This is a genomic window from Streptomyces sp. HNM0645, from assembly GCF_030056615.1.
In the GTDB taxonomy this organism is placed as follows: Bacteria; Actinomycetota; Actinomycetes; order Streptomycetales; family Streptomycetaceae; genus Streptomyces; species Streptomyces marianii.
The window spans coordinates 67,409-92,540 of record NZ_JASHLT010000029.1 but is presented as its reverse complement, the minus strand read 5'-3'; the positions used below and the strand labels follow the sequence as shown (position 1 = coordinate 92,540).

Here is a 25,132-nt window from a genome sequence, read left to right as displayed (position 1 = left end):
AGATCCGATTTCCGTCTCCGCCACCCGCTGGAGCGGGTTGCCGGGCCGTTCTTCCGCTTTCGCGTTTTCCCTTTCCGGCGGTTCCGACTCTATCAGATCCTTTCGGACCTGATTCCCAGTCGGAGTGGGTTGTCTTTCCGGCCACCGGGCCGTTCCGACGAGCAAACTCTAGCCCATTTCCCAGTCGGCTCATAATCGGGCCGATCGAAATGTTTTTCGGCATGCCGGAAAACATCCCGGTAGGGAGATCGTGCTGAGTTGGTTTGCCGCGTTCGCGGCGGGATCGGTCGTCGAAGAACCGTTCCGGCTCCGTGACAACTCGAAGAACCTTACGGATCGGCGCAGGCGGTGTCAACTCGCGCCGTTCACCTCGTCGACGCCGGCCCGTACCCGGCCTGCCAAGGGCTGTCCCGCAACCCCTGCGGGACAGCCCTTAGTCGAGGTCGGTGAGACGTCCGCCGGCATCAGGCTGGGCCTGCTCGACGCGACGCAGGAGACGGATCAGCATCTCACCGAGGACTCCGCGTTCCTCCCCACTGAGGTCCTGCAGCAGGTCCTCCTCGAAGTCCGTCGCCATGCGCATGGCCTCCAGCCACTTCGCGCGGCCCTCGTCGGTCAGCTCGACGATCACGCGCACCCGGTTGGACTCGTCCCGGTCCCTGGTGACCAGGCCCTCCGCCGCCATCCGGTCGATGCGGTGGGTCATGGCCGCCGGGGTCAGGCCCAGCCGCTTCGCAAGGTCTCCCGGGCCCAGGCGGTACGGGGCACCGGAGAGGACCAGTGTCTTGAGGACCTCCCATTCGGCGTTGCTGATGCCCAGTGCGGCGACCTGGCGGCCGTACGCCACGTTCATCCGGCGGTTGAGTCGGCCCAGGGCCGAGACGACCTTCTCCACCTGGGGGTCCAGGTCGCGGAACTCGCGCTGGTAGGCCGCGATCTGCTCGTCGAGGGTCGGCTCCTGCGTGGCCCCGGGGTTCGCGGAGCTTCCCGGGACGGCTGACGCCGAGGGCTTGGACGCGGCGGAACCGCCAGACGAAGAGGAAGAGCGAGAGGGCGACGAGGCGGAGGGAGCGGCCGCGTCGGCCGGGGAGCCCTGTGCCGGCTTGCCGACCTCTGCGCCTGACGGGTCGGCCGGTGTTGTCGCGGGTGTCTGCTCGGCTCGCGTCGGACGGCCGGGCCTCTGCTCGGGGGTGTCGGACATGCGCCTCACTATCCCATGCCGCTGGTTTGGTTCTAAGTCCTTGAATGTGTATTGTTCAGGTTCTAACTTTAGTTTCTAAGTCTTCAAAGTTCAGTCCTCCGGACTGGCCGACCGAGGCAGGTGAGTGTGACCAAGGCGATGGGTGCAGCGATGCGCCGGATCCAGGCAGGGAACGTGCTGAGCGCGTTCGGGCTCGGGTTCACCGTTCCGTACCTCTATGTGTATGTGGCGCAGGTTCGGGACCTGGGGGCGAGCACGGCGGGTGCCGTGCTCGCCGTCTTCGCCATGGCCGCGCTCGTGGTACTGCCCTTCACCGGGCGGACCATCGACCGCCGCGGGCCGCTGCCCGTGCTCGTCGTGGCCGCGCTGCTGGCCTCGGGCGGGGCTCTGTCCATGGGCCTGGCCGGCAGCGTGTCCGTCGCGGTGCTGTCCGCGGCGCTGCTGGGCGCGGGTACGGCCGTGATGCAGCCGGCGCTGGCGACGATGATCGTCTGGTGCTCGAGCCCGTCCACCCGCACTCGGGCGTTCGCCATGCAGTTCTTCCTGCAGAACCTGGGACTGGGCATCGGTGGTCTGTTCGGCGGGCAGATCGTCGACAAGAGCCGGCCCGGCAGCTTCACGCTGCTGTTCTCGATCGAGGCCGCGATGTTCGTCGTCCTGGCCGTGATCGCCGCGACCGTGCGGATGCCGAAGTCGCCGTCGATCCCCGACGCGATGCCGGAGAACACCGAGGCAAAGGCCAGGGGCGGAATGCGGTCGCTGCTCGGGCACCGAGCCATGGTGCAGCTGTGCGTCCTCGGCTTCGTGCTCTTCTTCGCCTGTTACGGCCAGTTCGAGTCGGGCCTCGCGGCCTACGGCACCGAGGCCGCGGGAATCGACCCGGCGGCGCTCGGTTACGCCCTGGCCGCCAACACCGCGGTGATCGTGCTCGCGCAGTTCCTCGTGCTGCGGTTCGTCGAGCGGCGCCGTCGTTCGCGTGTGATCGCCGCGGTCGGGCTGATCTGGGCCGTGGCCTGGATCGTCGCCGGATACGCGGGGCTCGGGCACGGCGGACAGGCGATGGCGACGGCCGCCTTCGTCTCGACGTACGCGTTGTTCGGGCTCGGCGAGGCGATGCTGTCGCCGACGGTGGCACCGCTCGTCGCGGATCTCGCACCGGATTCGATGGTCGGGCAGTACAACTCGGCGTTCGCTCTGGTCAAGCAGCTGGCGCTGGCGGTCGGCCCGGCGGTGGGCGGTCCGATGGGGGCCACGCTGCACGGTCCGTACATCGTGACGTTCGTCGTCTTCTCCCTGGGCATCAGCGTGCTGGCCCTGAAACTGGGGCGGAACCTCACGACCGTGCAGGACCAGCCCTCGCTCGCGTCCGCGTCGCGGGTCGTCGCCCGGCACCGGCCCGAACAGGACAGGGTGGCGTCCGCCGCCTGACGGGCGGCGGCCCGCCGCCGGCCGCTAACCCGGCGGATCGGGGAGGGCGAACTCGCACCACACCGCCTTGCCGCCGCCGGGAGTGCGGCGGCTCCCCCAGGACGAGGCGATCGTCGCGACGATGGAGATACCGCGGCCCGCCTCGTCCTCCGTCTCGGCACGGCGTCGGCGCGGAAGGTGATCGTCACCGTCCGTGACCTCGATGATCAGCCGGCGGTCGGTGCGCCGCAGCCGCAGCCGCATGGGCGGCGTGCCGTGCTGGAGTGAGTTCGCGACCAGCTCGCTCGCCGCGAGCACGCCGAGGTCGCGCAGCTCCACGGGGAACCGCCACGACGCCAGTACTCCCGATGCGAACGCACGTGCGCGGGGCGCGGCCTCCACACCGCCGAGCAGTTCGAGCGCGGCATTGTGGAAGAGCTCCGCGTCCCCGCCCGAGCGGGTCGGGTGCTGCAGGACGAGGACCGCGACGTCGTCGTCGTGGTCCGCGGTGACACCAAGGGAGCGGATCAGCCGGTCGCACACGACCTGGGGTGTGCCGGTCGCTCCGGCGAGCGCCCGCTCCAGCGTGGCGACACCTTCGTCGATGTCCTCGCCGCGCCGCTCGACCAGTCCGTCCGTGTAGAGCACGGCGGTGGAGCCCGGCTGCAGCGCGATCGTGGCGGACGAGTGGAGCCAGCCGCCGGTGCCGAGCGGCGGGCCGGTCGGCTCCTCGGCGCGGTGGACCGTGCCGTCGGCGTCGCGCACGAGGATCGGCAGATGGCCCGCGGACGCGTACACCAGGCGGCCCTCGTTCGGGTCGTGCACCGCGTACACGCAGGTGGCGATCTGGCTGGGGTCGATCTCGGAGGCCAGTCCGTCAAGGAGCTGGAGCACTTCGTGCGGGGGCAGGTCGAGGCGGGCGTACGCGCGGACGGCGGTGCGCAGCTGGCCCATGACGGCGGCCGCTCGCACGCCGCGGCCCATGACGTCGCCGATGACGAGCGCGGTGCGGCCGGCGCCGAGCGTGATCACGTCGTACCAGTCGCCTCCGACCGCGGCGTCCGTGCCGCCCGGCCGGTAGTCGGCGGCGATGCGCAGGTCGTCCGGCTGCTCGAGTTCCTGCGGCAGTAGTGAGCGCTGCAGGGTGACGGCAGCCTCGCGGTGACGGCTCTCGCTGGCGCGCAGGCGTTCGGCGGCCTCGGCGTGGGCCGTGACGTCGGCGGCGAAGACGAGGACGCCCTTGAGGAGCTCGCCCTCCCGGTGCGGATCGGGAGCCTCGGCGGGCAGGCACGTGACCGTGTACGAACCACCGCCCCGGACCCGGCGGGACTTCACCGTGCGGGGCCTGCCGCTGCGCAGCACCTGGTCGAGCAGCGGAAGCAGTCCCAGTTCGGCGAGTTCGGGGCAGGCGGCCGCGGCCGCGGCACCGGCGGGGCGGGGGCCGAACGCCGTCTCGTACGCCTCGTTGACGTACGAGACGCGGTGCTCGGGGCCGTGGACGAGCGCGACCAGCGCGGGCAGCCCGTCGAGCAGCCCGCGGACGGGGAACTGCTCGAGTGCCGGAACGGCGGACTCCGCCGACGGGGCCGGTGCGCCGTGCGGATCGGTGACGGCGTCGGTGGCGTCGGGCTGCCGGTCCGTCCGCCGGTCGTACTCACCGCGGGCCGCGGGGACGGACCCGCGGTCCGTCCGCGCTGCGGCGCGACGCTGCGTACCGGGGAGCCGGGCGCTCCAACGCGTGAAGTTCACGGATTTTCAAGCCTCGTGGTGTCGTTGCTGTTGTCGTGCGCGGTTGCGCCCGTGTGTGTGACCGTGGCCGGTGGGGGTCCGGTTCCGGTTCCGCAGGCCGCTCCTCACCGGAGCGGCCAAGTCTGCTGGTCTCGTTGCCGATTGCCGTGGAGGGGACGGTGCGGCCCCGGGCACGTCACTCTGCGCTGGCCACTCGTCCACCTATCGTCACACGCTCAGTGTGGCCCACCGCACCGACAGCGGGGTCAGCCCTCCTCGGTTCCGGGTCCGGGAGCGTCCTGGCCCTTCCTCCCCCGGTCGCCGCCCGGCGCGGCGTCGGGCGGCGCACCCGACGCGCCGGGACGGGTACCGGGCGCCCGGCCCCGCCTCCTCTCCCGGGCGCTCATGGGCGGGTCCTCGTGGCGGCGTGCGAGCGGCCTGGACGGGACGCCGCCCGCGGCGAGTTCGAACTCGGCACGCGGGTGCTCCAGCGACCCGAGGGAGACGATCTCACGCTTGAACAGCCCGGCCAGTGTCCACTCGGCGAGGATGCGGGCCTTCCGGTTGAAGGTGGGCATGCGGCTGAGATGGTACGCGCGGTGCATCAGCCAGGCCGGATAGCCCTTCAGCTTGCGGCCGTACACATGCGCCACGCCCTTGTGCAGCCCCAGCGACGCCACGGATCCGACGTACTTGTGGGCGTAGGTCTGCAGGGGCTGTCCCCGCAGCGAGGCGACGATGTTCTCGGCGAGCACCTTCGTCTGGCGGACCGCGTGCTGGGCGTTCGGTGCGCACTCCGTGCCGGGTTCCTTCGCGGTGACGTCGGGCACGGCGGCGGCGTCGCCCGCCGACCAGGCGTGCTCGGTGCCCTCGACGGTGAGTTCGGCGGTGCACCTGAGCCGGCCTCGCTCGTTGAGCGGCAGGTCGGTGGCCGCCAGGACGGGGGCGGGCCGGACACCCGCGGTCCACACCACCGTGCGGGTCGGTAGCCGGGAGCCGTCGCTGAGAACGGCGACCCGGTTCTCGCAGGAGTCGAGGCGGGTGTCGAGCCGCACGTCGATGTTGCGGGCCCGCAATTCCCGGATGGCGTACTTCCCCATCTCCGCACCGACCTCCGGCAGGATCCGGTCGCTCGCCTCGACCAGGACCCACTTCAGGTCCTCGGGCTTGATGTTGTGGTAGTAGCGCGTGGCGTAGCGGGCCATGTCCTCGAGCTCGGCGAGCGCTTCGACGCCCGCGTAGCCGCCGCCCACGACGACGAAGGTGAGTGCCGCGTCGCGCAGGGCGGGCTCACGGGTGGAGGAGGCGATGTCCATCTGCTCGATGACGTGGTTGCGCAGGCCGATGGCCTCCTCCACGGTCTTGAACCCGATGGCGTACTCGGCGAGTCCCGGCACGGGCAGCGTGCGCGAGACGGAGCCGGGGGCGAGCACCAGTTCGTCGTACCCGATCTGGATGGCTCCGGCACCCTCCTCCTCGGTGGCGAGGGTGGTGAAGGCGGCGGTGCGCTTGGCATGGTCCACGGACCGGACCTCGCCGCTGACGATCTTGCATCTGTGGAGGACCCGGCGGAGCGGTACGACCACATGGCGGGGCGAGATGGAGCCCGCGGCCGCCTCGGGGAGGAAGGGCTGGTAGGTCATGTAGGGCTCGGTCGACACGACCACGATCTCGACCTCGCCGCGCTCCAGCTCGCCCTTCAGCTTCTGCTGGAGACGGATCGCGGTGTACATCCCCACGTACCCCCCGCCGGCGACGAGAATGCGCGTGCGCGGCGGGGTGCCTGGGGTCGTGTCCCGGGAGTATGCAGCCTTCACCATCCCATGACGCAACGCTCCTCGGAGTTTGTCCACAGCCCCGGCCGATTGTGTGACCGGAGGTTCTGGCCACGGCCCGGCGGGGCGGTTGCCTCCGTCGGGGGAAGGTACGCAGGTCAGCGGGGAGAGAGAGGGTCCGGGGCGGGGGTGGGATGAGGAAGGTTCCTGCCCTTGCTCCGATCGGGGGGCGCACCGGACGGAACTGCCCCTTCTGAATTGACCCCGACTCAACTATGTTCGTACCTCGTCGGGGTGTTCTGGCCGGTGACTCGTCTGATTCACCCCGGCGTCACGGCGGGGAGTCTCCGGGGGGAGACGACATCATTTCCGGGGGAACATTCATGCACATTCAGGAATCGCATTGGTCGGGCGCCGTCGCTACGGATGCCAGCGGAGACGGGCGTGTGGGCGCGACTGCGACCAGCCGTTCCGCACCGCTGAGGGTGGACGCGCAGCGCAATCTGGAGCACGTGCTCAGGGCCGCTCGCGAGGTGTTCGGGGAGCTGGGTTACGGCGCTCCGATGGAGGACGTGGCGCGTCGGGCGAGGGTGGGCGTGGGCACGGTCTACCGCCGCTTCCCGAGCAAGGACGTGCTGGTACGGCGGATAGCCGAGGAGGAGACCTCCCGGCTCACGGAGCAGGCGCGTACCGCCCTCGGCCAGGAGGAGGAGCCCTGGTCGGCGCTCTCCCGCTTCCTGCGCACGTCGGTGGCCTCCGGAGCGGGCCGGCTGCTGCCGCCGCACGTTCTGCGGGTCGGTGTGGCCGACGACTCGACGGTCGTCGAGGACGCCGTCCCGGAGGAGACGCGAGTGCCGCAGCAGCGTCTGGGCCTCGCCGGACAGCCGGAACTGCGGGTGGTCGCACCGCGTCCGGTGCCCGCCGCCGAGCAGGACGACGCGGGAGCGGGCGAGCTGCTCGACGTCGTGGGGCAGCTGGTCGACCGGGCGCGGGAGGCCGGTGAACTGCGCGTCGACGTCACCGTGGCGGACGTACTGCTGGTGATAGCCACCGCCGCGCCGTCCCTTCCGGACGCTGCGCAGCAGGCGGCAGCCTCGGCACGGCTGCTGGACATCCTGCTGGAGGGGCTGCGCTCGCGGCCCGTGTGACCGCGGGTGCACGGCCTCCGCCGGTCGGCCGGCGGCCGACCGGGGCTCGGGGCGCGGCCGCTCGGACGCGGCCGCCCGCCGGTTGGGCGCGGGGCCCTCGTCAGTCGGTCCCGGTGCGCGGGCTCCCCGGGGGACGGCTCCCGTACCCGGGGCTCACCGGACGGCCCGTTGTGCGCGACGCGTCCTGCGCACGCGGGCTCGGGAGCGGGCCCTCGGGAACGGGCTCTCGTGCAGTCCGGGTGTCGTCCTTGGATTCGGATGGTCTCCCGGACGAGTGGTTGCTGTCCGGGAGAGGCTTGACAGCCCAATCCCTGTGGCACTCTTGGCCGGTGTTCGGGTCACTGGGTGGGTACGGGGGCTTCCGCGATGAGCGGTGAGGGTCGCAACGAGCCCCAGGCCGGAGGCACCGGCGACGAGGCCGGCGCGCTCGGCAGGGAAACCGGGGGGCGGGTTCCGTCGCAGCGCGAGGGCGGCTCGTCGGGGCCCGGCGTGGATGCCTCGCCCTCCCCGTCGGCACCGTCGGACGCCGACCTGGTCCTGCGGATACGCGGGGGTGACGACAGCGCGTACGAAGAGCTCTTCCGCAGGCACGCGGACGCCGTGCGTCGCTACGCCCGCACCTGCTGCCGTGACGCCCACACAGCGGACGATCTGACGGCCGAGGTGTTCGCCAGGACGCTGCAGGCGGTGCGGGGAGGCGCGGGACCCGAACAGGCGGTCCGGGCGTATCTGCTGACCGCCGTGCGCCGCGTCGCCGCCGCCTGGGCGAGGTCCGCCCGCCGGGAGCAACTGGTCGAGGACTTCGCGGCCTTCGCCGACCAGGCGGCCAGTGCCACCGGAGTGCGGCGCGAGGACACGCTCGAGCTCGGTGCCGATGTGCGCGCCATGCACGAGGCCGAGCGGTCGATGGCCCTGCAGGCCTTCCGCTCGCTGCCCGAACGCTGGCAGGCGGTGCTGTGGCACACCACCGTCGAGGAGGAACCACCGAGCGCGGTGGCGCCGCTGTTCGGTCTCACCGCCAACGCCACGGCGGTCCTGGCAGGCCGCGCCCGGGAAGGGCTCAAGCAGGCCTATCTGCAGGCCCATGTGAGCTCCGCGCTCACCTCGGGCGGCGACTGCGCCCGGTACGCCGACCGCCTCGGTGCCTACGCCCGCGGCGGGCTTCGGATGCGGGCCGAGCGCGGCCTCCGCAAGCACCTGGAGACATGCGTCAGATGCCGGCTGGCCGCGGGCGAGCTGGATCAGGTGAACTCCGGGATCCCGGCGCTGCTGCCGGTCGCCGTCATCGGCTGGTTCGCCGCGGGGTACTCGTTCAAGGCCGCCGGGGTCGTGACGGGCGGCGCTGCGGGAGCGGGAGCCGCGGCGGCCGGTTCGGCCGCCGGTTCGGCGGGCGCGGCGGCCGGGGCCGGTTCGGCCTCCGGTGGGTACGGAGGCGCGGGCGGAACGGCTGCGGCGGAGGGGCTCGCGGCTCCCGTGAAGGCCGGAATCGCCGCCGCGGTGGCGGCCGCGGTGGGCGCGGGACTGATGCTGGCGCTCGCGGGTGAACCGGCACCGGCGCCGAAGCCCCTTGCGCGGCCGCCGGTGGCGCAGCCCGTCGTTCCGGCGCCCCCGGCCTCCACGGCGCCCTCCACGGCGCCCTCGCCGGTGCCGCCCCCGCTCTCCGTGCCCGACGCCGGGCCCGCCGCGGCACCCCGTGCGCCGACGCCAGCCGTGCCGCCTGCGGCGGCGCCGGGTACCTCGCCGTCCCGGGCACGTCCGGCACCCGCGGCGCCGCAGCCGCCGGCACCGGTGCCCGTGCCGTTCCCACCGCCCGGGGAGACGCCTTCGCCCTCGCCGACGACGCCTCCTCCGCCCACGACCGTCCACCGGCTCAACCGGCTCCAGTACGGGGTGGCCGGCGACCACACCCGGCCCGAAGTACGGCTCGGCCCCGACAGTTGGGTCTGGAAGCGCCACGGCATGTCCATCGGCGGCACCCGGTACGAGCACGGCGTCTCCGTCCACGCCAGGTCGTCCGTGATGATCGACCTGAACCGTGAGTGCACTTCGTACGACGCGCTCGTCGGCGTCGACGACATGACACCGGGGCTGGGAGCGGTGCGCTTCTCCGTGTACGCGGACGGGGCGCGGCGGTGGCGGTCGCCGATGCTGCGCGGCGGTGACCCGGCGGTGCCCCTGTCCGTCGGCCTCACCGGCAGGGAGACGCTCCGCCTGGTCGTCGAACCCGTCGGCGTACGGCCACTCGCCGCGACGGCGATCGCCGACTGGGCACGGTCTCGGATCACTTGCGTGTAGCGCCGCGAGGGGCGGTACGGATGGCCCGCACGAGACGTGCGTGCACGGGGCTCCCGACTCGGACGCATGGGTGACGGCGCCCCGGCACGAGCACGTCCGGTCCGGGGTGCCGGGCATCCCACTCGAGCGTCCCGCACACCGCCCCTCGGCGCCCCTGAGCGCCGCGCCCGCACACGCCTGCCCCACCGCGAGCGCCGCGCCCACGCGCCCCTACGCCTGGAGCGTCGGGCGGCGGGGTACGCCCGAGGCGACCGCGCGGCGGCGGGGTGCCTCCGTGCCCGTCCAGCACGTACCGCGCCGCGCCAGCAGCCGTCGCAGCCAGAGCTCGGTGGAGACCAGGTCCGCGAGTCCGTCCAACGGCACCGGTTCCCCCTCGGACGCGGCGTGCAGCGCCTTGCGGACGACCCTCGCCTCGACGATGCCCGCGTCGGCGAGCAGCGGAGTGTCGAACAGGTCCAGCAGATGCGGCAGCGACAGCCGCATTCCGGCCCGCGTCGCCGTGTTCGTAGCGGTCTGCGAAGGCGCGCCCCAGCCGGGCGGCAGGTCGTGGACGCCGGCTCCGGCGAGGACCGTGCGCAGGACGGCGGTGCGTGCACCGGGCTGGACCCGCAGCGCCTCGGGGAGGTCGCGCGCGGCCCGTACGACCTGGTTGTCGAGGAAGGGAGCGTGCAGCCGCTGGCTGCGTACCTCCGAAGCCTGCTCCATGACGCGGTGGTCCGCGGCGTACCGCGCGAGTGCCGCGCGGGCACGGGCCTCACCGGGCCGTTGCACCGATGTCGGCCGGGTCGCCGCCTGTTGGAGGCGAACCGATACTTCGGCGAGTGCCTCGCCCGTGAGCCAGCGTGCCGCGGGCCCGGGACGGGACCAGGCGAGCGCCGCGAGGGACGCGCCGAGCGGTCCGTTGACGGCCGTTACCCGGCGGTTGGCCTCGGGTAGCCGTGCGGCCGCCGTCTCGAGGCCGGTGCGGTAGGGGGTCCGGGCGAGGCGCCGCGCCGCCCGGTAGACGGTGAGCGGCACGAGCAGCGAGCCGGCGGTGGGGCCGGAGGCACGGGCGAGTGCGGAGACGGGACGGAGCAGGGGCCGTCTCCGGCGGTCCATCAGCAGGTCGGCCAGGCGCGCCGGGTGGGCGTCCAGGACCTGCCGGGCGCCGTGCCCGGTGAAGTGGTCGGCGCTGCCGGACGCGAGACGCCGCCGGTTGCGTTCGGCTTCGACGAGGGAGGGGCCCGGCTCGTCGGTGAGGGGACCGTCCAGATCGGCGTAGGGAAGGGCCTCCGCGCCCGCGGCGACGACGACGTGGTGCAGCCGTGGATTCTCGGCGATGCTCCCGGCCCGTTCCATCTCGGCCTCGCGTCCCTGCGGGGTGGCGAGGTCGTTGAAGGTGACGGCCAACAGCCGCTCCCCGGCGCCGGTGCCGTGGCCGAGGATCGTGCCCGGGACGCCGGGCAGACCGGCGGCGAGCAGTGCGAGGGTGCCTGAGGCGCTGCCTCCGGACAGGTCTGCGCCGATGCCGGGCGCGGGTGCGCCGCGGGCGGCGCGCCGTTCCGCAGGACCCATGCCGGGCACCGGTCCCGGGTCGGGCGGCAGTGTCTCGGGGGCGTGCCGGGGAGCGGTGAGCCGTGCGCGTACCGAGTCGACGAGCGCGTCCCGCATCGCCTCCATGGCCCGGTCCGGGTCGAGTTGGGGCGCGGCGACGGCGAGGGAGGCGACGGGTTCGTAGCCGGTGATCTCGCGGGAGCCCTCACGCAGGATCAGGGCGTGACCGGGCGGGATCCGTTTGACCCCGGCGTACGGGGTGGAGTCGCGCAGGGCCTCCGGGGATTCGGGGCAGGCGAGGAGCGCGGCGAGGTGCCCGATGTCGAGCTGGGCCTCGATGAGGTCGGCCAGGGGCAGTGCGGCGGTCGAGTAGGCCGTGCCGTTGGCCCAGGGGGTGTAGAAGACGGGGCGTGCTCCGGCCAGGTCGCCGGTGACGGTGATGCGGCGGCCGACCTGGACGACTGCCGTGTAGCTGCCGGCCCAGGCGGTGAGATGCCGCAGTGCGCCCCCGCGGGCCGCGAAGAGGCCGACGCGCAGTTCCTCGTCGCTGGCGGCGCAGCAGCCCAGCACGGCCAGGCGGATGGTGGGCGTCCCTCCGCCGAAGCCGGGGGGAGGGCCTGCGGTGACGACGCGGACCTCGTCCGGCCGCCAGTCGCCGACGGCCCACAGCGGATCGGGGTCGCCCCACAGGAGCTGGGCTCCGACGGGGTGGACGGTGCGGTGGTCGTCGCCGGAGGCGGAGGCGCGGGAACCGACCGCTCCCGCCGTACCGAAGCTTGCGGCGATACTGCTCCACCCCACCAGCCACCGCATCGCGCCTCCACAGCCTGTGGACAACTTTCGGCACACCCGACTCGGCACACCCCGATGAAGACATGCTGCCACGACAAGGGCGCACGGGAGGGGCTCCGGGTCGCGGGCGCGGAAAGTGAACGCGCCCCTGGCAAGAGCCGTACGGCGACTGCCCGGCCACTGGGAGGGCGGGCGCCGGCAGCGGCGACGGGGCGGCGGGCGAAACGCCGCCGAAGGGGGCGGCATTCAGCCAATCTGAAGAACTCGAGAAGGGGGACATACCGCAAGGAACGGACACAGGCGCACGGCCCGGGAGGCGGCACTCACCTCCCGGGCCGGTCCACCGCCCGCGGGGATTGAGGCGGCGGCATCCCCCAGCCCATCGGATCCCTCGCCGATGGGCCGACCCACGCAGCACTCATGGAAGCGCTCCCCCGACGGCCGGACGAGAGCGCACGGACAGGCGCATGGCCACACGCCCGGAGCACGGTCCGGAGGGGGACTCCCGCCCGAACACACAACAATCTCGCCATACGGAACACCGCCTCTTAACGGTCGGGATGCGGCGAACTACCCTGTGTGTCACTGCTGTTCTCCTCGGGGGTGCATATTCCCGGGGGCTCGGACACCTGCTCTTGCGTCCGGCTTCCGGGGAGTTGTCCCCCTGTGGGGAGGGCGGAGCGAACGCCGGAAGCGGATGCCCGGCGGCCGTCTGTGTGTCGAGGGGTGGCGCATGTCCAGGGAGCAACGCGGGCCGAACGAAAAGCTCGGCACCGTTCTCGCCCTCGCGGGAATCAGCAACGCCGGTCTCGCCCGGCGGGTCAACGACCTCGGGGCGCAGCGCGGTCTGACCCTCCGCTACGACAAGACGTCGGTGGCGCGGTGGGTGTCGAAGGGCATGGTGCCGCAGGGCGCCGCGCCCCATCTCATCGCGGCGGCCATCGGGCAGAAGCTGGGCCGCCCGGTGCCGCTGCACGAGATCGGGCTCGCGGACGCCGACCCGGCGCCGGAGGTCGGGCTGGCCTTCCCACGGGACGTGGGCGAGGCGGTGAAGGCCGCCACGGAGCTCTACCGGCTTGATCTCGCCGGCAGGCGCGCGGGCGGCGGTGGGATCTGGCAGTCACTGGCCGGTTCGTTCTCCGTGAGTGCGTACGCCACCCCCGCCTCCCGCTGGCTGATCAACCCGGCCGACTCGTCCGTGGAACGCCCCCTCCGGGGAACCGGGGGCGGCGAGAGCCAGGAGAGCCCCGAGGACGGCCAGGTGCGGGTGGGCCACAGCGATGTGACCAAGCTGCGTGAGGCGGCCGAGGACGCCCGGCGCTGGGACTCCAAGTACGGCGGCGGGGACTGGCGCTCGTCGATGGTCCCGGAGTGCTTACGGGTCGACGCCGCACCGCTGCTGCTCGGTTCGTACTCGGACGAGGTGGGCCGGGCCCTGTTCGGGGCGACGTCCGAGCTGACCCGGCTGGCGGGCTGGATGGCCTTCGACACCGGGCAGCAGGAGGCGGCCCAGCGCTACTACATCCAGGCGCTGCGGCTGGCACGCGCTGCGGCCGATGTTCCACTGGGCGGCTACGTGCTGGCGTCGATGTCGCTGCAGGCGACCTACCGCGGCTTCGCCGACGAGGGCGTGGACCTCGCGCAGGCGGCCGTGGAGCGCAACCGCGGCCTGGCGACGTCCCGCACGATGAGCTTCTTCCGGCTGGTGGAGGCACGGGCCCATGCGAAGGCGAGCGACGCGCTGGCCGCCGGGACGGCGCTGAAGGCCGCGGAGAGCTGGCTGGAGCGCTCCCGGGAGGGCGACGCGGACCCGTCCTGGCTGGGGTTCTACTCGTACGACCGGTTCGCGGCGGACGCCGCCGAGTGCTACCGGGACCTCAAGGCGCCCCGCCAGGTGCGCCGCTTCACCGAGCAGGCGCTGTCCCGGCCCACGGAGGAGTACGTGCGCTCGCACGGACTGCGCCTCGTGGTGAGCGCCGTGGCCGAGCTGGAGTCCGGCAACCTGGACGCCGCCTGCGCGGCGGGCACCCGCGCGGTGGAGGTCGCGGGCCGGATCTCCTCCGCGCGTACGACGGAGTACGTACGGGACCTGCTGCACCGGCTGGAACCGTACGGCGACGAACCGAGGGTGGCGGAGCTGAGGGAGCGGGCCAGACCGCTGCTGATGGCCCCGGCGTGAGCCGTACGCGTCCCGTGACGCGTGTCCCACCCGGTTTAACGCGCCTGTCAGTGGGCCAGTGCATCATCGGGGGCGGGACGGTTTCCCGGGAGGGCACTGCCGGGCTGGAAGGTGTGTGGTGAAGGCGGCCGCATTCGACTGCGACGTGCTGGTGATCGGCGGCGGGATCATCGGGCTGTCGACGGCCCATGCCCTGACGCGTGCCGCGCCGGGCACCTCCGTGGTGGTGCTGGAGAAGGAGCAGGGCCCGGCCCGTCACCAGACCGGGCGGAACAGCGGAGTGATCCACAGCGGGATCTACTACCGCCCGGGTTCACTGAAGGCACGTTTCGCCGTGCGCGGCGCGGCGGAGACGGTGAAGTTCTGCGCCGAGTACGGCATCCCCCACGAGGTCACCGGCAAGCTCATCGTCGCCACCGCGCGCGAGGAGCTGCCCCGACTGCACGCGCTCGTCCAGCGAGGCCGGGAGAACGGCATCCCCGTGCGCGAGCTGGGCCCCGCCCAGATCGCGGAGTACGAGCCGGAGGTCGGCGGCGTCGCCGCGATCCACGTCGGTACGACCGGGGTGTGCGACTTCGGGGCCGTCGCCGCCCAGTTGGCGGAGGTCTCGGCCGCCTCGGGTGCGGAGGTCCGATACGGCGAGGAGGTGCTGCTCGTCGACCGGCGCCCGCGGGGTGTCGCGGTCCGTACGTCCACCGGCCGGATCATCCGCGCCCGCACCCTGGTGAACTGCGCGGGACTGCACTGCGACCGGGTGGCCGAGCTCGCCGGGGAGCGGCCCGGCATGCGGATCGTGCCCTTCCGCGGGGAGTACTACGAGCTGACCCGCCCCGAGCTGGTGCGCGGCCTGGTGTACCCGGTGCCCGACCCCGCCTTCCCCTTCCTCGGGGTCCACCTCACCCGCGGTGTCGAGGGCGACGTCCATGTGGGACCGAACGCCGTCCCCGCGCTGGCCCGCGAGGGATACGGCTGGTCCACGGTCCGCCCGGGCGAGCTCGCGGCCACGCTGGCCTGGCCCGGTTCCTGGCGGATCGCCCGACGCCACTGGCGCTACGGCGCGGGCGAGCTGCACCGCTCGTTCTCGAAGCGCGCCTTCACCGCGGCCGTGCGACGGCTGCTGCCGGCCGTCACGGAGGACGATCTGCGGCCGGTGGCCGCGGGTGTCCGGGCCCAGGCGGTGCTCCGGGACGGCACCCTGGTGGACGACTTCATGATCAAGGAGTCGCCCCGTGCGGTCCACGTCCTGAACGCACCGTCCCCGGCGGCTACCGCCTCACTGCCGATCGGCCGGGAGGTGGCCAGGCGGGCGCTCGCCCATCTCGCCGAGGTGTGACGCGGGCCGCCCTCGGCCGGTGTCCGCCACCGTACAATCGGGTCATTGTGTCTGTGTCTGAGTTCGAGAACGTCACCACCGGGAGCCCGCGCGGGGAAACCCCTCGTACCGCCGCCGCACGGCCGAAGGGCGAGCCCCGGTTCCCGGGCGGCCCCGCGGCCGACCCCGCGGGTTCGCACCACGAGCGGCGGATCCGCAGCTTCCAGCCGCGCCGGAGCCGGGTGACGGCCGGACAGGCCGACGCGCTGCGGCGCCTCTGGCCGCTCTGGGGGCTGGACATCGACGGGCTCCGTGCACTCGACCTGGACGAGATGTTCGGCGGACTGCCGGTCGTCCTGGAGATCGGCTTCGGCATGGGTGAGGCGACCGCGCGGATGGCCGCGGCCGACCCGGCCACGGGCATCCTCGCCGTCGACGTCCACACCCCCGGCCAGGGCAATCTGCTCGGGCTGGCGGAGCGGGCGGGCCTGAGCAATGTGCGGGTGGCCAACGGCGACGCGATCATCCTGCTCCGCGAGATGCTGCCCCCGGCCGCCCTCGACGGCCTGCGGGTGTACTTCCCCGACCCCTGGCCCAAGAAGCGCCACCACAAGCGCCGGCTGATCCAGCCGGATTTCCTCACCCTGGCGGCGAGCCGGATGAAGCCGGGCGCGGTCCTGCACTGCGCGACGGACTGGGAGCCGTACGCCGAGCAGATGCTCGAGGTGCTCGGCGCCCATCCGGACTTCGAGAACACCGAGGCCGCCGGCGGCTACGCGCCCCGGCCCGCCTTCCGCCCGCTGACCCGCTTCGAGGGCCAGGGCCTCGACAAGGGGCACGTGGTGCACGACCTCCTCTTCCGGCGCCGGGAGACCTGACTCCGGGCGGTGCACCCACCGGCACCAACGCCGTCGCGCGTTGTCCGTGCCGCTCGTTAGGGTCGTCTGGTGTCCGACTGGTCCCCGCAGCCGCATCCGGCCGCCCGCCCCGCCGTCCCGGCGTGCGACGAGCGGCCGCTGTTCGACGCCGTACCTGAGCGCGCCCGCTGGCGCTACAAGCCGCGCCGCGACTTCTGGCGCAGCAAGGCCGTGCGCGCCTGGGCGCTGATCACCCTGCTGGCGCTCTCGGGTCTGGTGATCCTCGCGCTGGTGCGCGAGCAGACCGGCACCGAGGGCTTCCTCGTCGGGCTCGGCCTCGCCGTGCTGCCGGTGCCCCTGCTGATGGGGGCGTTCCGATGGCTGGACCGGGTGGAGCCGGGGCCCTGGCGGAACCTCGTCTTCGCCTTCGCCTGGGGGGCCTGCGCGGCCGCCCTCGTCGCGATCATCGCCAACTCGTTCGCGACCCAGTGGATAGCCACGGCCACGGCCGATCCGACGCACGCGGACACGATCGGTGCGACCGTCATCGCCCCCGTGGTCGAGGAGACCGCCAAGGCGGCCGCGGTGCTACTGGTGTTCCTCTTCCGGAGACGGGACTTCACCGGCCTCGTCGACGGTGTCGTGATCGCCGGTTTCACGGCGACGGGCTTCGCGTTCACCGAGAACATCCTCTATCTCGGCAACGCCTTCGGCGAGGACCAGGAGTTCGGGACCTCCGGCTTCGCCTCCGTCACGGCCGCCACGTTCTTCGTACGGATCGTGATGTCTCCGTTCGCGCACCCGCTGTTCACGGTGCTCACGGGCATCGGTTTCGGGCTGGCGGCCGCCACCGCACGGGACCGGACGGTTCGCAGGGTCGTACTGCCCGTACTCGGCCTGCTCCTCTCCATGGGCATGCACGCCCTGTGGAACGGCTCGGGCATCTTCGGCCCTCTGGGTTTCTACGCGGTGTACGCGGCGTTCATGGTGCCCGCCTTCGGTCTGCTGACCTGGCTGGCGGTGTGGACCCGGCAGCGTGAGCTGCGCACGGTCGCGGCGGAACTGCCGGCCTACGCCGCGGCCGGGTGGCTGGCGCCCGCCGAGCCGCTGGCCCTGTCCTCCATGAAGGCCCGCACGATGGCCCGCGATGTGGCGGGCCGCACCCACGGCGCCGCCGCAGCGCGTGCCGTCTCCGAGTACGAGGTGTTCGCCACCTCCCTGGCCTTCCTCCGCCACCGGGCCGAGCGGGGCACGGCCGGGCCGGACTTCGCCGCCCGGGAGCAGGAGCTGCTGCACCACCTGTGGCAGCGCCGGGATCTCGCGGGCCCCGCCCTGACGTACGCCGCCCGCGCGACGGGCCGCGCCTGGCAGCCCCCTCCGCATCTGGACTACAGCGGCTTCAACCCGTATCGCGGCTGAGGCCACCCCGGCGGGCGCCCGAGGGGCGTGCGTGGACACCGGACGGTGCATGAATGCCGACGAGCGGAGCGCGGGCACGCACAGCCGACGGCCCGTCGGACGTCGGTGGGACGTCGCCGGGCCGCCGGCGGCCGGAGCACGAGGCTCCACGAGGATGGGCCGGAGCACGAGGCTCCGGGCGAACGGCCACCGGAGCTCGCGGTTCCGTGCCGATGGATCAGACGGAGAGGCCCTTGTCGCGCAGCCACGCGGCGGGGTCGACCCCGTCGCCGCCCGGGGTGTGCACCTCGAGGTGGAGGTGCGGGCCGGTGACATTGCCGGTGGCGCCGACGCGGCCGATGGTCTCGGAGGTGGAGACCTTCTGCCCCGCGCTGACGGTCATCGACGACAGGTGGCAGTACCAGACCTCGGTGCCGTCCTCGAGCTCCAGCACGATGCGGTAGCCGTACGAACCGGACCAGCCTGCCGACTTGATGGTGCCGCCGTGCACGGCCTTGACGGGGGTCCCCGTCGGCGCGGCGAAGTCGAGACCCGTGTGGTAGCCGGAGGACCACATGGATCCGGCCTGCCCGTAGGTGGAGGTCAGCGTGTACGACGAGGTCGGCAGCGAATAGCTCGCGGCGAGCTTGGCGAGGCGCTCGGCCTCCGCCTTGCGGGCGGCCTCCTCCGCAGCCTTGCGCTCGGCTTCGGCGGCCGCTTCGGCCGCCTCGGCGGCCTCGGTCGCCTGACGCTTCGCCTCGGCGGCGGCCTGCTCCACGGCGGCCTGCTCGGCAGCCGCCCGGGCCTCGGCCTCGGCCTTGACCTGCTGCTGCTCTGCCTGCTGGAGGATCCGGGCGCGCAGGGCCTCGCCCGCGTCATCACCCTGGACCGCGATGTCGGCCGTGGTGAGCGGTCCGTCCGCGACCGCCTCGTCGGCGGACTCGTCCGACATCAAGGAGCCGACACCGGGCAGCGATTCGGCGTCGGGGAGTTTGTCCGTGATGACGTCGGGAAGGGAGATGGAGACCGCGGGCTTGTCCTGGGCGGTGGCCATACCACCCGCACCGACCGCGGCGATGACACCGACACCGAGGACGGTGGAGCTCCGTGCGAGCGCGTTGCGTTGTTTGACGACGCGGTGCCTGCCACGGACGGGACGGACCGATTCCTCGGTCGGGTTCCACTCCTCCACCCCGGGGGCGGGAGCCCACTGGTCGCTGGGGACCCACTGCGCAGTGGGCGGCTCCTGGAGGGCAGGCTCGTTGGACGCCACGGAGGCGTTCTCCTTTCCTTCCTTCTCGCCTACCGGGTTAGCTGACGGGTTCGGAGCAGGAAGGTCTCCTACGGGCACCACGAAGTGCCCGATTCACCCCAATAGTTGGTTCCCCGGTTCCCTTGCGGGATTCGGCGCGTGCGCACGGTGCCGCCTCTGGCGACGACTGGGACGACCGCGCTGCGTTATCGAACGTTAATAGAGACCGAGCCCGGATTCCAAGCCGTTCCGACTGATCATTAAGGACGTTGGCCGGGACTTACCTGCAACAACATCCCCGAAACGGACAAGTTGATGGGCCTTCATTCGGGCAAGGCCTTCTGATGGTTAGTCAGTTGTTATGCGGAGGGCTCCCTTCTGATCACGTTCCGTGGCATTGCGCTTCCCAGGCAGCCCTCACGCCCCACATGCCGCACCGGCACCGAACCGCCAAGTGGAGAGGCGCCCCGCCCCTCACGGCGGGACCGGCGCCATCCCGCGCCGTGGCGGCTTCCGCTCCTTCTCCCGGGTGACCGCGAGCAGCGCCATGTCGTCCGTCGCCGCCCCTCCCGTGTGCCGTCGCACATCGGCGACGACCGCGTCCAGCAGTTCCTCCGGGCTGGAGAAGGCCCGGCCGCCCAGCCGCCGGCGCGGGTCGTACATGACGCCGTGCGCGTCCCGTGCCTCGGACAGGCCGTCGGTGTAGAGGAGGAGCGTGCCACCGGGCGGATAGGGGGTCTCGGACGTCACGTCCGGCCAGGCCCCGAGGCCCGTCCCCAGGGGCAGCGCCCGCTCGGGCGGATCCAGCACGAGCAGTGCGCCGTCCGCCCCGAGCAGCAGTGGCGGAGGGTGCCCTCGGTTGACGATCCTGATCCGACCGCCGTCACGCGGGATCTCGGCGAGCACGGCTGTGGTGAAGCCCTCGACGGCGCCGAACCGGGATTCCCACGCGCCCTCCCGTGCGAGCGCCCGCTCCAGCCGCTGCGCCACCCCCGCCAGCGAGTCCTCCTGCTCGGCGGCCTCCCGGAAGGCGCCCAGCACCAGGGCGACCGTCCCGACCACGCCCAGGCCCTTCCCCTGCACGTCACCCACGACCAGCCGCACCCCGTACGGGGTCTTCTGCGCGGCGTACAGGTCCCCGCCGATGAACGCGTCCTGCTCGGCAGCCTCGTACCGGGCGGCGATCTGCAGGCCGTCGATCCGCTCGTCCGGCGTGGGCAGCACGGCTCTCTGCGCGGCCTCCGCGACGACGCGGGCCGACGCCAGGCGCTCACCGCTGCGCCGCACGATCCGGTTGATGAAGAGGGCCAGTACGGAGACCGTGAACACGGTCAGCAGCTCGGTGACGGCCGGGATCTTCTGGAGCCTCTCGCTGTAGACGTGCATGCCGGTCACCGCCGCGCAGGCCGCCACCCCGGTGGCCAGTGTGTAGAGCATCGAGAAGAAGGGCGCGGCGATCAGCGGCGCGGCCGTGAAGAGAGGGGCCGCGGTGAACGTGTCCGGCGTCCCCAGGTCGTAGAAGACCCCGCCCACGATCAACAGCCACGGGAGTACCGCGACGAAACGACGGCCACCGTTCCCCCGCTGCCCCTCACCGCGTTGTCGATGCCGCACCAGTGGTCTCCTGCCGCGTCCGTCCCAGGGTCGCGGACGGTACCGCGCCCCATCCAGGCTGGCCGCCGCCGCGCCGCGCCACGAGTCGCCATCGGCCAACCGGCCGAGCCCCCGCGGCGTCGCCGCGCCGGCGTGACGGTCACCAGGGGCCCTCCTGGTGGCCGCGCCGCACCGGGCGACCGGTCGCCCGCCCGGGTGACCGCCGACTCGGTTACCGGTCGTCGCCGAGACGGCGCTCCGCGTAGACCTTCAGGGCGTCCCGGACGAAGACCGCGGTGCCCTCACCGTGCCGGTCGTAGTTGGCCGTGAAGCGCGGGTCGGCGACGTACATCTCACCCAGCCCGATCACGTACGACCTGGTGGGGGTGACCGTCGCCGACAGCCACTCGCAGTGCCGCCGGGCGATGTCCTGGACCTGGTCGCTGTCCGGCGCGAGCCCGTCCCTCAGAGCCTGCCCGAAGTCACGTGCGATCGCGACCTGGCGGTCCTGGAAGTCCCGCTTCTCCTGCGCGCTCAGCGAGCGCCACCAGCGGTCGCCCTTCTCGTACGCCTCGCGACCCCAGCGCTCGGTCACCTCCTCCTCGTACCGGATGTGGTCGAAGCCGTCGAAGACCTCTTCCGCCATCAGTTCCTCCCCTTTCTCCGTCCGGTCGAGAGTGGTCCGCACCGAGGCGATCTGCCGCCCGATGCGTTCCCGTTCCTGCTCCAGCAGCCGAAGGTGCGTGCGCAGCGCGGTGGCCGTGTCCCGCTGGCCTTCCAGGGCCTGCGCGATGGCGGGCAGGCCGAGGCCCAGCTCCCGCAGCAGCAGGATGCGCTGCAACCGCACCAGGGCTTCCTGGTCGTAGTAGCGGTAGCCGTTGCTGCCGATCCGGCTCGGTACGAGGAGGCCGAGCTCCCCGTAGTGACGAAGCGTGCGGCTCGTCGTGCCGGCCTTCCTGGCGATCTCCTGGATGGACCACTCCATGCCCGAAACGTTAGATCTTGACGTTGCGTAAAGGTCAAGCCGAAAAGGACCGGGCCGGGGAACGGGCATCGGCGCACCGGGAAGAGAAACGCACCGAGGGCCCGGAACCATGTGGTTCCGGGCCCTCGGCCTTCAGTAGCGGGGACAGGATTTGAACCTGCGCCCTCTGGGTTATGAGCCCAGCGAGCTACCGAGCTGCTCCACCCCGCGTCGGTGAACACCACCTTACGCCATACGGAACAAGATCAACTCCATTTCCCGCAGGCACGGTCGCCGGACGCGTGGCGAAACCGTCAGCAACCACGCACAAGGGTCCCCTTTCCGGGGCGGCAGACCCGTCCGCCCCGGCTCTTTCCAGCCCGCCGACCTGCGGTTACTCCGCGACTTCGGTGCGTTCCCACCACTCGTAGACGGTCAGCCGCCCTTCGGGGGCATCCTCGTGGCGGGTCGTGGCCTTGAAATGCTCGTAGCCGCCGCGATGCGGGATCTTCAGCTCCTGCCCCGGAGGGGTGATCGGCACGACCTGCCCCCGCAGATCGTCCGGCCCGCCCTCGAGGCGTGCCTTGCTAGCCATACCTCCAGTTTTCCCCCTCCCCGGACCACCCCGCACGCCCGCGGCGCCGATCACCTCGTCCGGGTGCCCCGCCGACGGACGCCCGACGGACTCCGGCGGACGCGGACGAGTCGGCGGGGGTGCGCTCACGGGCGCCCCGGAAGTGGGACTCAGCGGGCCGGCGGATCCGGCCGGGCACATGGAGATGGGCTGCGTGGGACTCGAACCCACGACCAACGGACCGGTGGGTCCCGGCAGGGTCCTGCCGGGACCCACCGGTCCGGAAATGCCTGGCCAGGAGGCGGCCTCTTGCTCCCGATCCGTGTCGGAACACCCCGTGCTGAGACGTCCGCTCACGCAGAACGGGGCTCTCCAGGCAGTAGCGCGTCCCGTCGGACGGGGTGCGCGGGGGTCGTGCAAGCATGTCGGGCGATCAACGTTCGAGAGGTGAAAAGATGACCCCACACATACGGCGGGCCGTCCAACTGGGCGCCTCGCTGGCGCTGTTGTTCGTCACGGCGTGCGGTAGCGGTGACGACTGGACGCCGCCGCAGACCCAAGCGGAGGCGGAAGAGGCCACGCGGCGGACGGCGCTTCAGCCCGAGCAGTGGGGCAAGGGTTTCGAGCGCGCGGATGACTACGAAGTCTCGGAGATGGCCTTGGGACGGCCGGGCAAGGACTGCCGCTGGCACCGGGACCCGGACCGTGAGCAGCCCGAACTGGTGGGCCTCGCACGCAATGTCCACATCTCGAGTCCCGACGACCCCGACGTCGACACGGCACATGCGGACTCGACCGTCCTCGTGCACGATCACGAGTCCACGGCCCGTTCTCAGGTGGAGAGCATGCGGGACGCGGTTGAGCGCTGCGAGAGCTGGGAGTACAGCGAGGCTCAGCGTTACGGCGACATTCGTCCCGTGAGCGTCGAGGCCAATGGTGCGGACGAGGTCCTCGCCTGGTCGGCAACGGCCAGGGGTGCAGGCCGATCCGATGACGGTGACACGACGGACTGGCACGTCACCGAGGTCATGGCCCGCAAGGGGCCGGTGGTCCTCAACGCACGCATCACCGGAGCCCCGGACGCCCACAGCACGGACGCGCTGCGGAACCACGTCGCTTCCGCGATCGACGAGATGGTGGCCCGGCTCACCAGCGAGGGCTGACGCGCCCGCTTCGCAGAGCTGATGACGTGGACGGAGCGCTCATCGGAGTCGCCACGTTGACCGTGTTCCAAGGAGTGGAGTAGCTGATCTCGGCTGCGGTGGCGGCGCCGATGAGCCGGCGAGCTGCGGCTGCCGGAGGGGTCGGGGCTGTACGCGGTGCAATGGCCTTTGCTGGAGCTACGCCGGGCCCCGGCTGCCTTGGCCGGGGGCGCCGGGTCAGTCCGGGATCTGGATCTCCAGCGGGCCGCAGCCGAGTCGCTTCGCCTCCGCCGCCACATATGCGGGGAACACCTCGCGGATGAAGGTGTAGTTGCGGAAAGCCTCTCGCTCCTGCGCGATGAAGACGACATCGCCCTTCGGGCACTCGGTCCGCAGCGCGGCGATGGTCGGGGAGTAGGAGCCTGTTCTCTCGGATGCGCCGGTCCTCATGGACGGGCCGCTGTGGATGGCGGCACTTCCCACAGCACCGGTGAGATCTTGCTCCTGGATCGTCTGGAGCCGCAGCTGCGGGCGAATGGTGTCGCCCACAACGATGTCGCAGGTGCGGACGGGGCCGTGCTCTCCGGCCGAGGTACGTAGACGGATGTCCGACCCTGCATAGGGTTTGGGCAGACGCAGTCCCTTGAGGCCACACAGCTCGCCACCGGCGGGCATCACCTGAAAGTCCGGTACGGCGGTCAACGTGCCAGGCTCAGGGAGTGAGCCTGAGCAGCCGAGTTCCGCCATGGTGGCGTTCGCGACATGAACGGCGGTCCGGGCGAGAGCCTTGTGGAACGTGGCGTTTCTGTCTGCGTTCGGGGTGTTCTGGATCTCGTCGTCGCCCATGGTGACGTCCACGACCGCCGGGCCCGAGAACATCCCGGACTTGGAGCAGTTGTCCGGGAGCGCCACCCAGGCGCGGGTGTCCGAAGCCATACCCAGCAGCCCGTCGCCCAGCGGAGTCAGCCGGGACGACAGGAACTCCTCGGCCCAGGGGATGTTGCCCTTCTTGAGGCCGTCGAGTTTGTGAACCCGAATGTTGATCTGACGGCCCGGGGTGCCTCCGTCGTGGCTCGTGATGCGGCAACTGCCGTGCAACGGCACGTTCGACTTTCGGGACCACGCCGGCTGTATCTCCGCGTCCTCGGTCTCCCAGCCGCCGAGGAGCTCGTTGAGGTCCTGGTCCGTAACGGAATCCCAGCAGGGGGAGTCGGCGAGAGGAAGCGTGTCCGTCTGCCAGGCGACGACGCCCGCGCCGAGGAGCGTCCCGGCGGCCGTCAGAGCGACAGCGCCCAGCAGGCGGCGGCGACGGCCCGCAGGTGAACGGGTCGGCCCGACGGGTGCGGGGTGTGCGGACGGGGAAGATACCGAACCGGTGCCGAGCGCTGCGGCGACGGGTCTGCTCGGCGGCCCGTACGGCCCTTGGTTGTCGGTGCTCATGCTGCCAGTCCCCCTGGTTCTTCCGGCTCTTGTCGTATCGCCTGCGGAATCGTAGTCACAGGACCCTGGGACGCTGACGAGGGCAGGCCCAATCCCAGCACTGCCGCTGCGCGTCAACCGCGCCCGCAACCCAAAGCGGACCCGGACCTCACAGGCCGCCGCACGGCCGCGTGCCCGTACGGTCGCCTCGGTAGTGACCAATGCCGGAGCGTCCGCTCACGCAACGACGGTGCGCCCCGACCGAATTGAACCGATCGAGGCGCTCCGTAGCAGGCCAGAGGGGGGATCCCTCATCCGCGCAAGTGGTAGGCCGTGTGGGACTCGAACCCACAACAACCAACGCGGCGACGCCCTTGCCGTCTGAGGCGCTCTCCCTCGCCGGAGCAGCGTTCCTCAGCGTGCAAGACCTCGCCGCGGACCTGCGAGAGGCCAACGCCGCCCGGGACGCACCCGCCGCCCAGGTCGAGCAGCTCGGCGCGGAACCCGTCGCAGGCCCGCCCGGCTCCCGCGGGAAGCCCGGCGAGAGCATCACCGGCCCGCCC

Annotated in this window: 17 protein-coding genes, 1 tRNA gene and 1 riboswitch; of the genes, 8 read left to right on the top strand and 10 right to left on the bottom strand. The window is 72.2% G+C overall.

Annotated features, from left to right (window positions below; genetic code table 11):
• Positions 1 to 433 precede the first annotated feature (433 nt).
• Complete coding sequence (locus QMZ92_RS21240; RefSeq protein ID WP_138057609.1) at positions 434 to 937, bottom strand: MarR family winged helix-turn-helix transcriptional regulator; 504 nt, start codon at positions 935 to 937, stop codon at positions 434 to 436.
• A 402-nt stretch (positions 938 to 1,339) separates the two neighbouring features.
• Here QMZ92_RS21240 and QMZ92_RS21235 point away from each other — a divergent pair, with 402 nt between their 5' ends.
• Entirely contained in the window at positions 1,340 to 2,629 is a 1,290-nt protein-coding gene (locus QMZ92_RS21235; protein WP_283298972.1) for an MFS transporter, read from the top strand.
• Positions 2,630 to 2,653: 24 nt separating this feature from the next.
• Here QMZ92_RS21235 and QMZ92_RS21230 read toward each other — a convergent pair whose 3' ends face one another.
• Both QMZ92_RS21230 and QMZ92_RS21225 read right to left on the bottom strand, forming a co-directional pair.
• Positions 2,654 to 4,357 carry an ATP-binding SpoIIE family protein phosphatase gene (locus QMZ92_RS21230; RefSeq protein WP_283298969.1) on the bottom strand — a complete coding sequence of 568 codons (1,704 nt, stop codon included), beginning with the start codon at positions 4,355 to 4,357 and terminating at the stop codon, positions 2,654 to 2,656.
• A gap of 245 nt (positions 4,358 to 4,602) precedes the next feature.
• Positions 4,603 to 6,156 (bottom strand): NAD(P)/FAD-dependent oxidoreductase, encoded by a 1,554-nt coding sequence (locus tag QMZ92_RS21225; RefSeq protein WP_283298968.1) that lies wholly within the window; start codon positions 6,154 to 6,156, stop codon positions 4,603 to 4,605.
• 338 nt (positions 6,157 to 6,494) lie between these two features.
• Between QMZ92_RS21225 and QMZ92_RS21220 the strand changes: the two genes are divergently transcribed.
• On the top strand, positions 6,495 to 7,259 hold the full coding sequence (locus QMZ92_RS21220; RefSeq protein WP_283298967.1) for a TetR/AcrR family transcriptional regulator: 765 nt from the start codon (positions 6,495 to 6,497) through the stop codon (positions 7,257 to 7,259).
• 366 nt (positions 7,260 to 7,625) lie between these two features.
• Positions 7,626 to 9,554: a sigma-70 family RNA polymerase sigma factor gene (locus QMZ92_RS21215; protein ID WP_283298966.1), complete on the top strand. Its 1,929-nt coding sequence runs from the start codon at positions 7,626 to 7,628 to the stop codon at positions 9,552 to 9,554.
• Positions 9,555 to 9,764: 210 nt separating this feature from the next.
• Here QMZ92_RS21215 and QMZ92_RS21210 read toward each other — a convergent pair whose 3' ends face one another.
• Complete coding sequence (locus QMZ92_RS21210) at positions 9,765 to 11,900, bottom strand: asparagine synthase-related protein (protein WP_283298965.1); 2,136 nt, start codon at positions 11,898 to 11,900, stop codon at positions 9,765 to 9,767.
• 712 nt (positions 11,901 to 12,612) lie between these two features.
• Here QMZ92_RS21210 and QMZ92_RS21205 point away from each other — a divergent pair.
• The 4 genes from QMZ92_RS21205 (at position 12,613) to QMZ92_RS21190 (ending at position 17,646) form a co-directional block, all read left to right on the top strand.
• A complete protein-coding gene (locus tag QMZ92_RS21205) occupies positions 12,613 to 14,058 on the top strand; it encodes an NsdA family TPR-like regulatory protein (protein WP_283298964.1) in 1,446 nt (481 codons plus the stop codon).
• Between the two features lie 115 nt (positions 14,059 to 14,173).
• Positions 14,174 to 15,391: an L-2-hydroxyglutarate dehydrogenase gene (lhgD, locus tag QMZ92_RS21200; protein ID WP_283298963.1), complete on the top strand. Its 1,218-nt coding sequence runs from the start codon at positions 14,174 to 14,176 to the stop codon at positions 15,389 to 15,391.
• Positions 15,392 to 15,444: 53 nt separating this feature from the next.
• Positions 15,445 to 16,248, top strand: coding sequence for a tRNA (guanosine(46)-N7)-methyltransferase TrmB (gene trmB, locus QMZ92_RS21195; protein ID WP_502962103.1), 804 nt, complete (start codon positions 15,445 to 15,447; stop codon positions 16,246 to 16,248).
• Positions 16,249 to 16,317: 69 nt separating this feature from the next.
• Complete coding sequence (locus tag QMZ92_RS21190; RefSeq protein WP_283298961.1) at positions 16,318 to 17,646, top strand: PrsW family intramembrane metalloprotease; 1,329 nt, start codon at positions 16,318 to 16,320, stop codon at positions 17,644 to 17,646.
• 217 nt (positions 17,647 to 17,863) lie between these two features.
• Here QMZ92_RS21190 and QMZ92_RS21185 read toward each other — a convergent pair whose 3' ends face one another.
• From QMZ92_RS21185 to QMZ92_RS21165, 5 genes are all read right to left on the bottom strand, one after another.
• Entirely contained in the window at positions 17,864 to 18,898 is a 1,035-nt protein-coding gene (locus tag QMZ92_RS21185; RefSeq protein WP_283298960.1) for a M23 family metallopeptidase, read from the bottom strand.
• An 11-nt stretch (positions 18,899 to 18,909) separates the two neighbouring features.
• Positions 18,910 to 19,045, bottom strand: a riboswitch (cyclic di-AMP (ydaO/yuaA leader).
• A 306-nt stretch (positions 19,046 to 19,351) separates the two neighbouring features.
• Complete coding sequence (locus tag QMZ92_RS21180) at positions 19,352 to 20,491, bottom strand: PP2C family protein-serine/threonine phosphatase (protein WP_283298959.1); 1,140 nt, start codon at positions 20,489 to 20,491, stop codon at positions 19,352 to 19,354.
• Positions 20,492 to 20,702: 211 nt separating this feature from the next.
• Positions 20,703 to 21,455 carry a MerR family transcriptional regulator gene (locus QMZ92_RS21175; RefSeq protein WP_283298958.1) on the bottom strand — a complete coding sequence of 251 codons (753 nt, stop codon included), beginning with the start codon at positions 21,453 to 21,455 and terminating at the stop codon, positions 20,703 to 20,705.
• A gap of 136 nt (positions 21,456 to 21,591) precedes the next feature.
• A tRNA-Met gene (locus QMZ92_RS21170) sits at positions 21,592 to 21,665 on the bottom strand.
• A 163-nt stretch (positions 21,666 to 21,828) separates the two neighbouring features.
• Positions 21,829 to 22,029, bottom strand: a complete 201-nt coding sequence (locus tag QMZ92_RS21165; RefSeq protein ID WP_138054425.1) for a DUF5988 family protein — start codon at positions 22,027 to 22,029, stop codon at positions 21,829 to 21,831.
• Positions 22,030 to 22,463: 434 nt separating this feature from the next.
• Here QMZ92_RS21165 and QMZ92_RS21160 point away from each other — a divergent pair, with 434 nt between their 5' ends.
• Positions 22,464 to 23,171 carry a hypothetical protein gene (locus QMZ92_RS21160; RefSeq protein ID WP_283298957.1) on the top strand — a complete coding sequence of 236 codons (708 nt, stop codon included), beginning with the start codon at positions 22,464 to 22,466 and terminating at the stop codon, positions 23,169 to 23,171.
• Positions 23,172 to 23,387: 216 nt separating this feature from the next.
• Here the strand turns inward: QMZ92_RS21160 and QMZ92_RS21155 are convergent, their stop codons facing one another.
• Positions 23,388 to 24,590 (bottom strand): hypothetical protein, encoded by a 1,203-nt coding sequence (locus QMZ92_RS21155; RefSeq protein WP_283298956.1) that lies wholly within the window; start codon positions 24,588 to 24,590, stop codon positions 23,388 to 23,390.
• Positions 24,591 to 25,132: the final 542 nt, after the last annotated feature.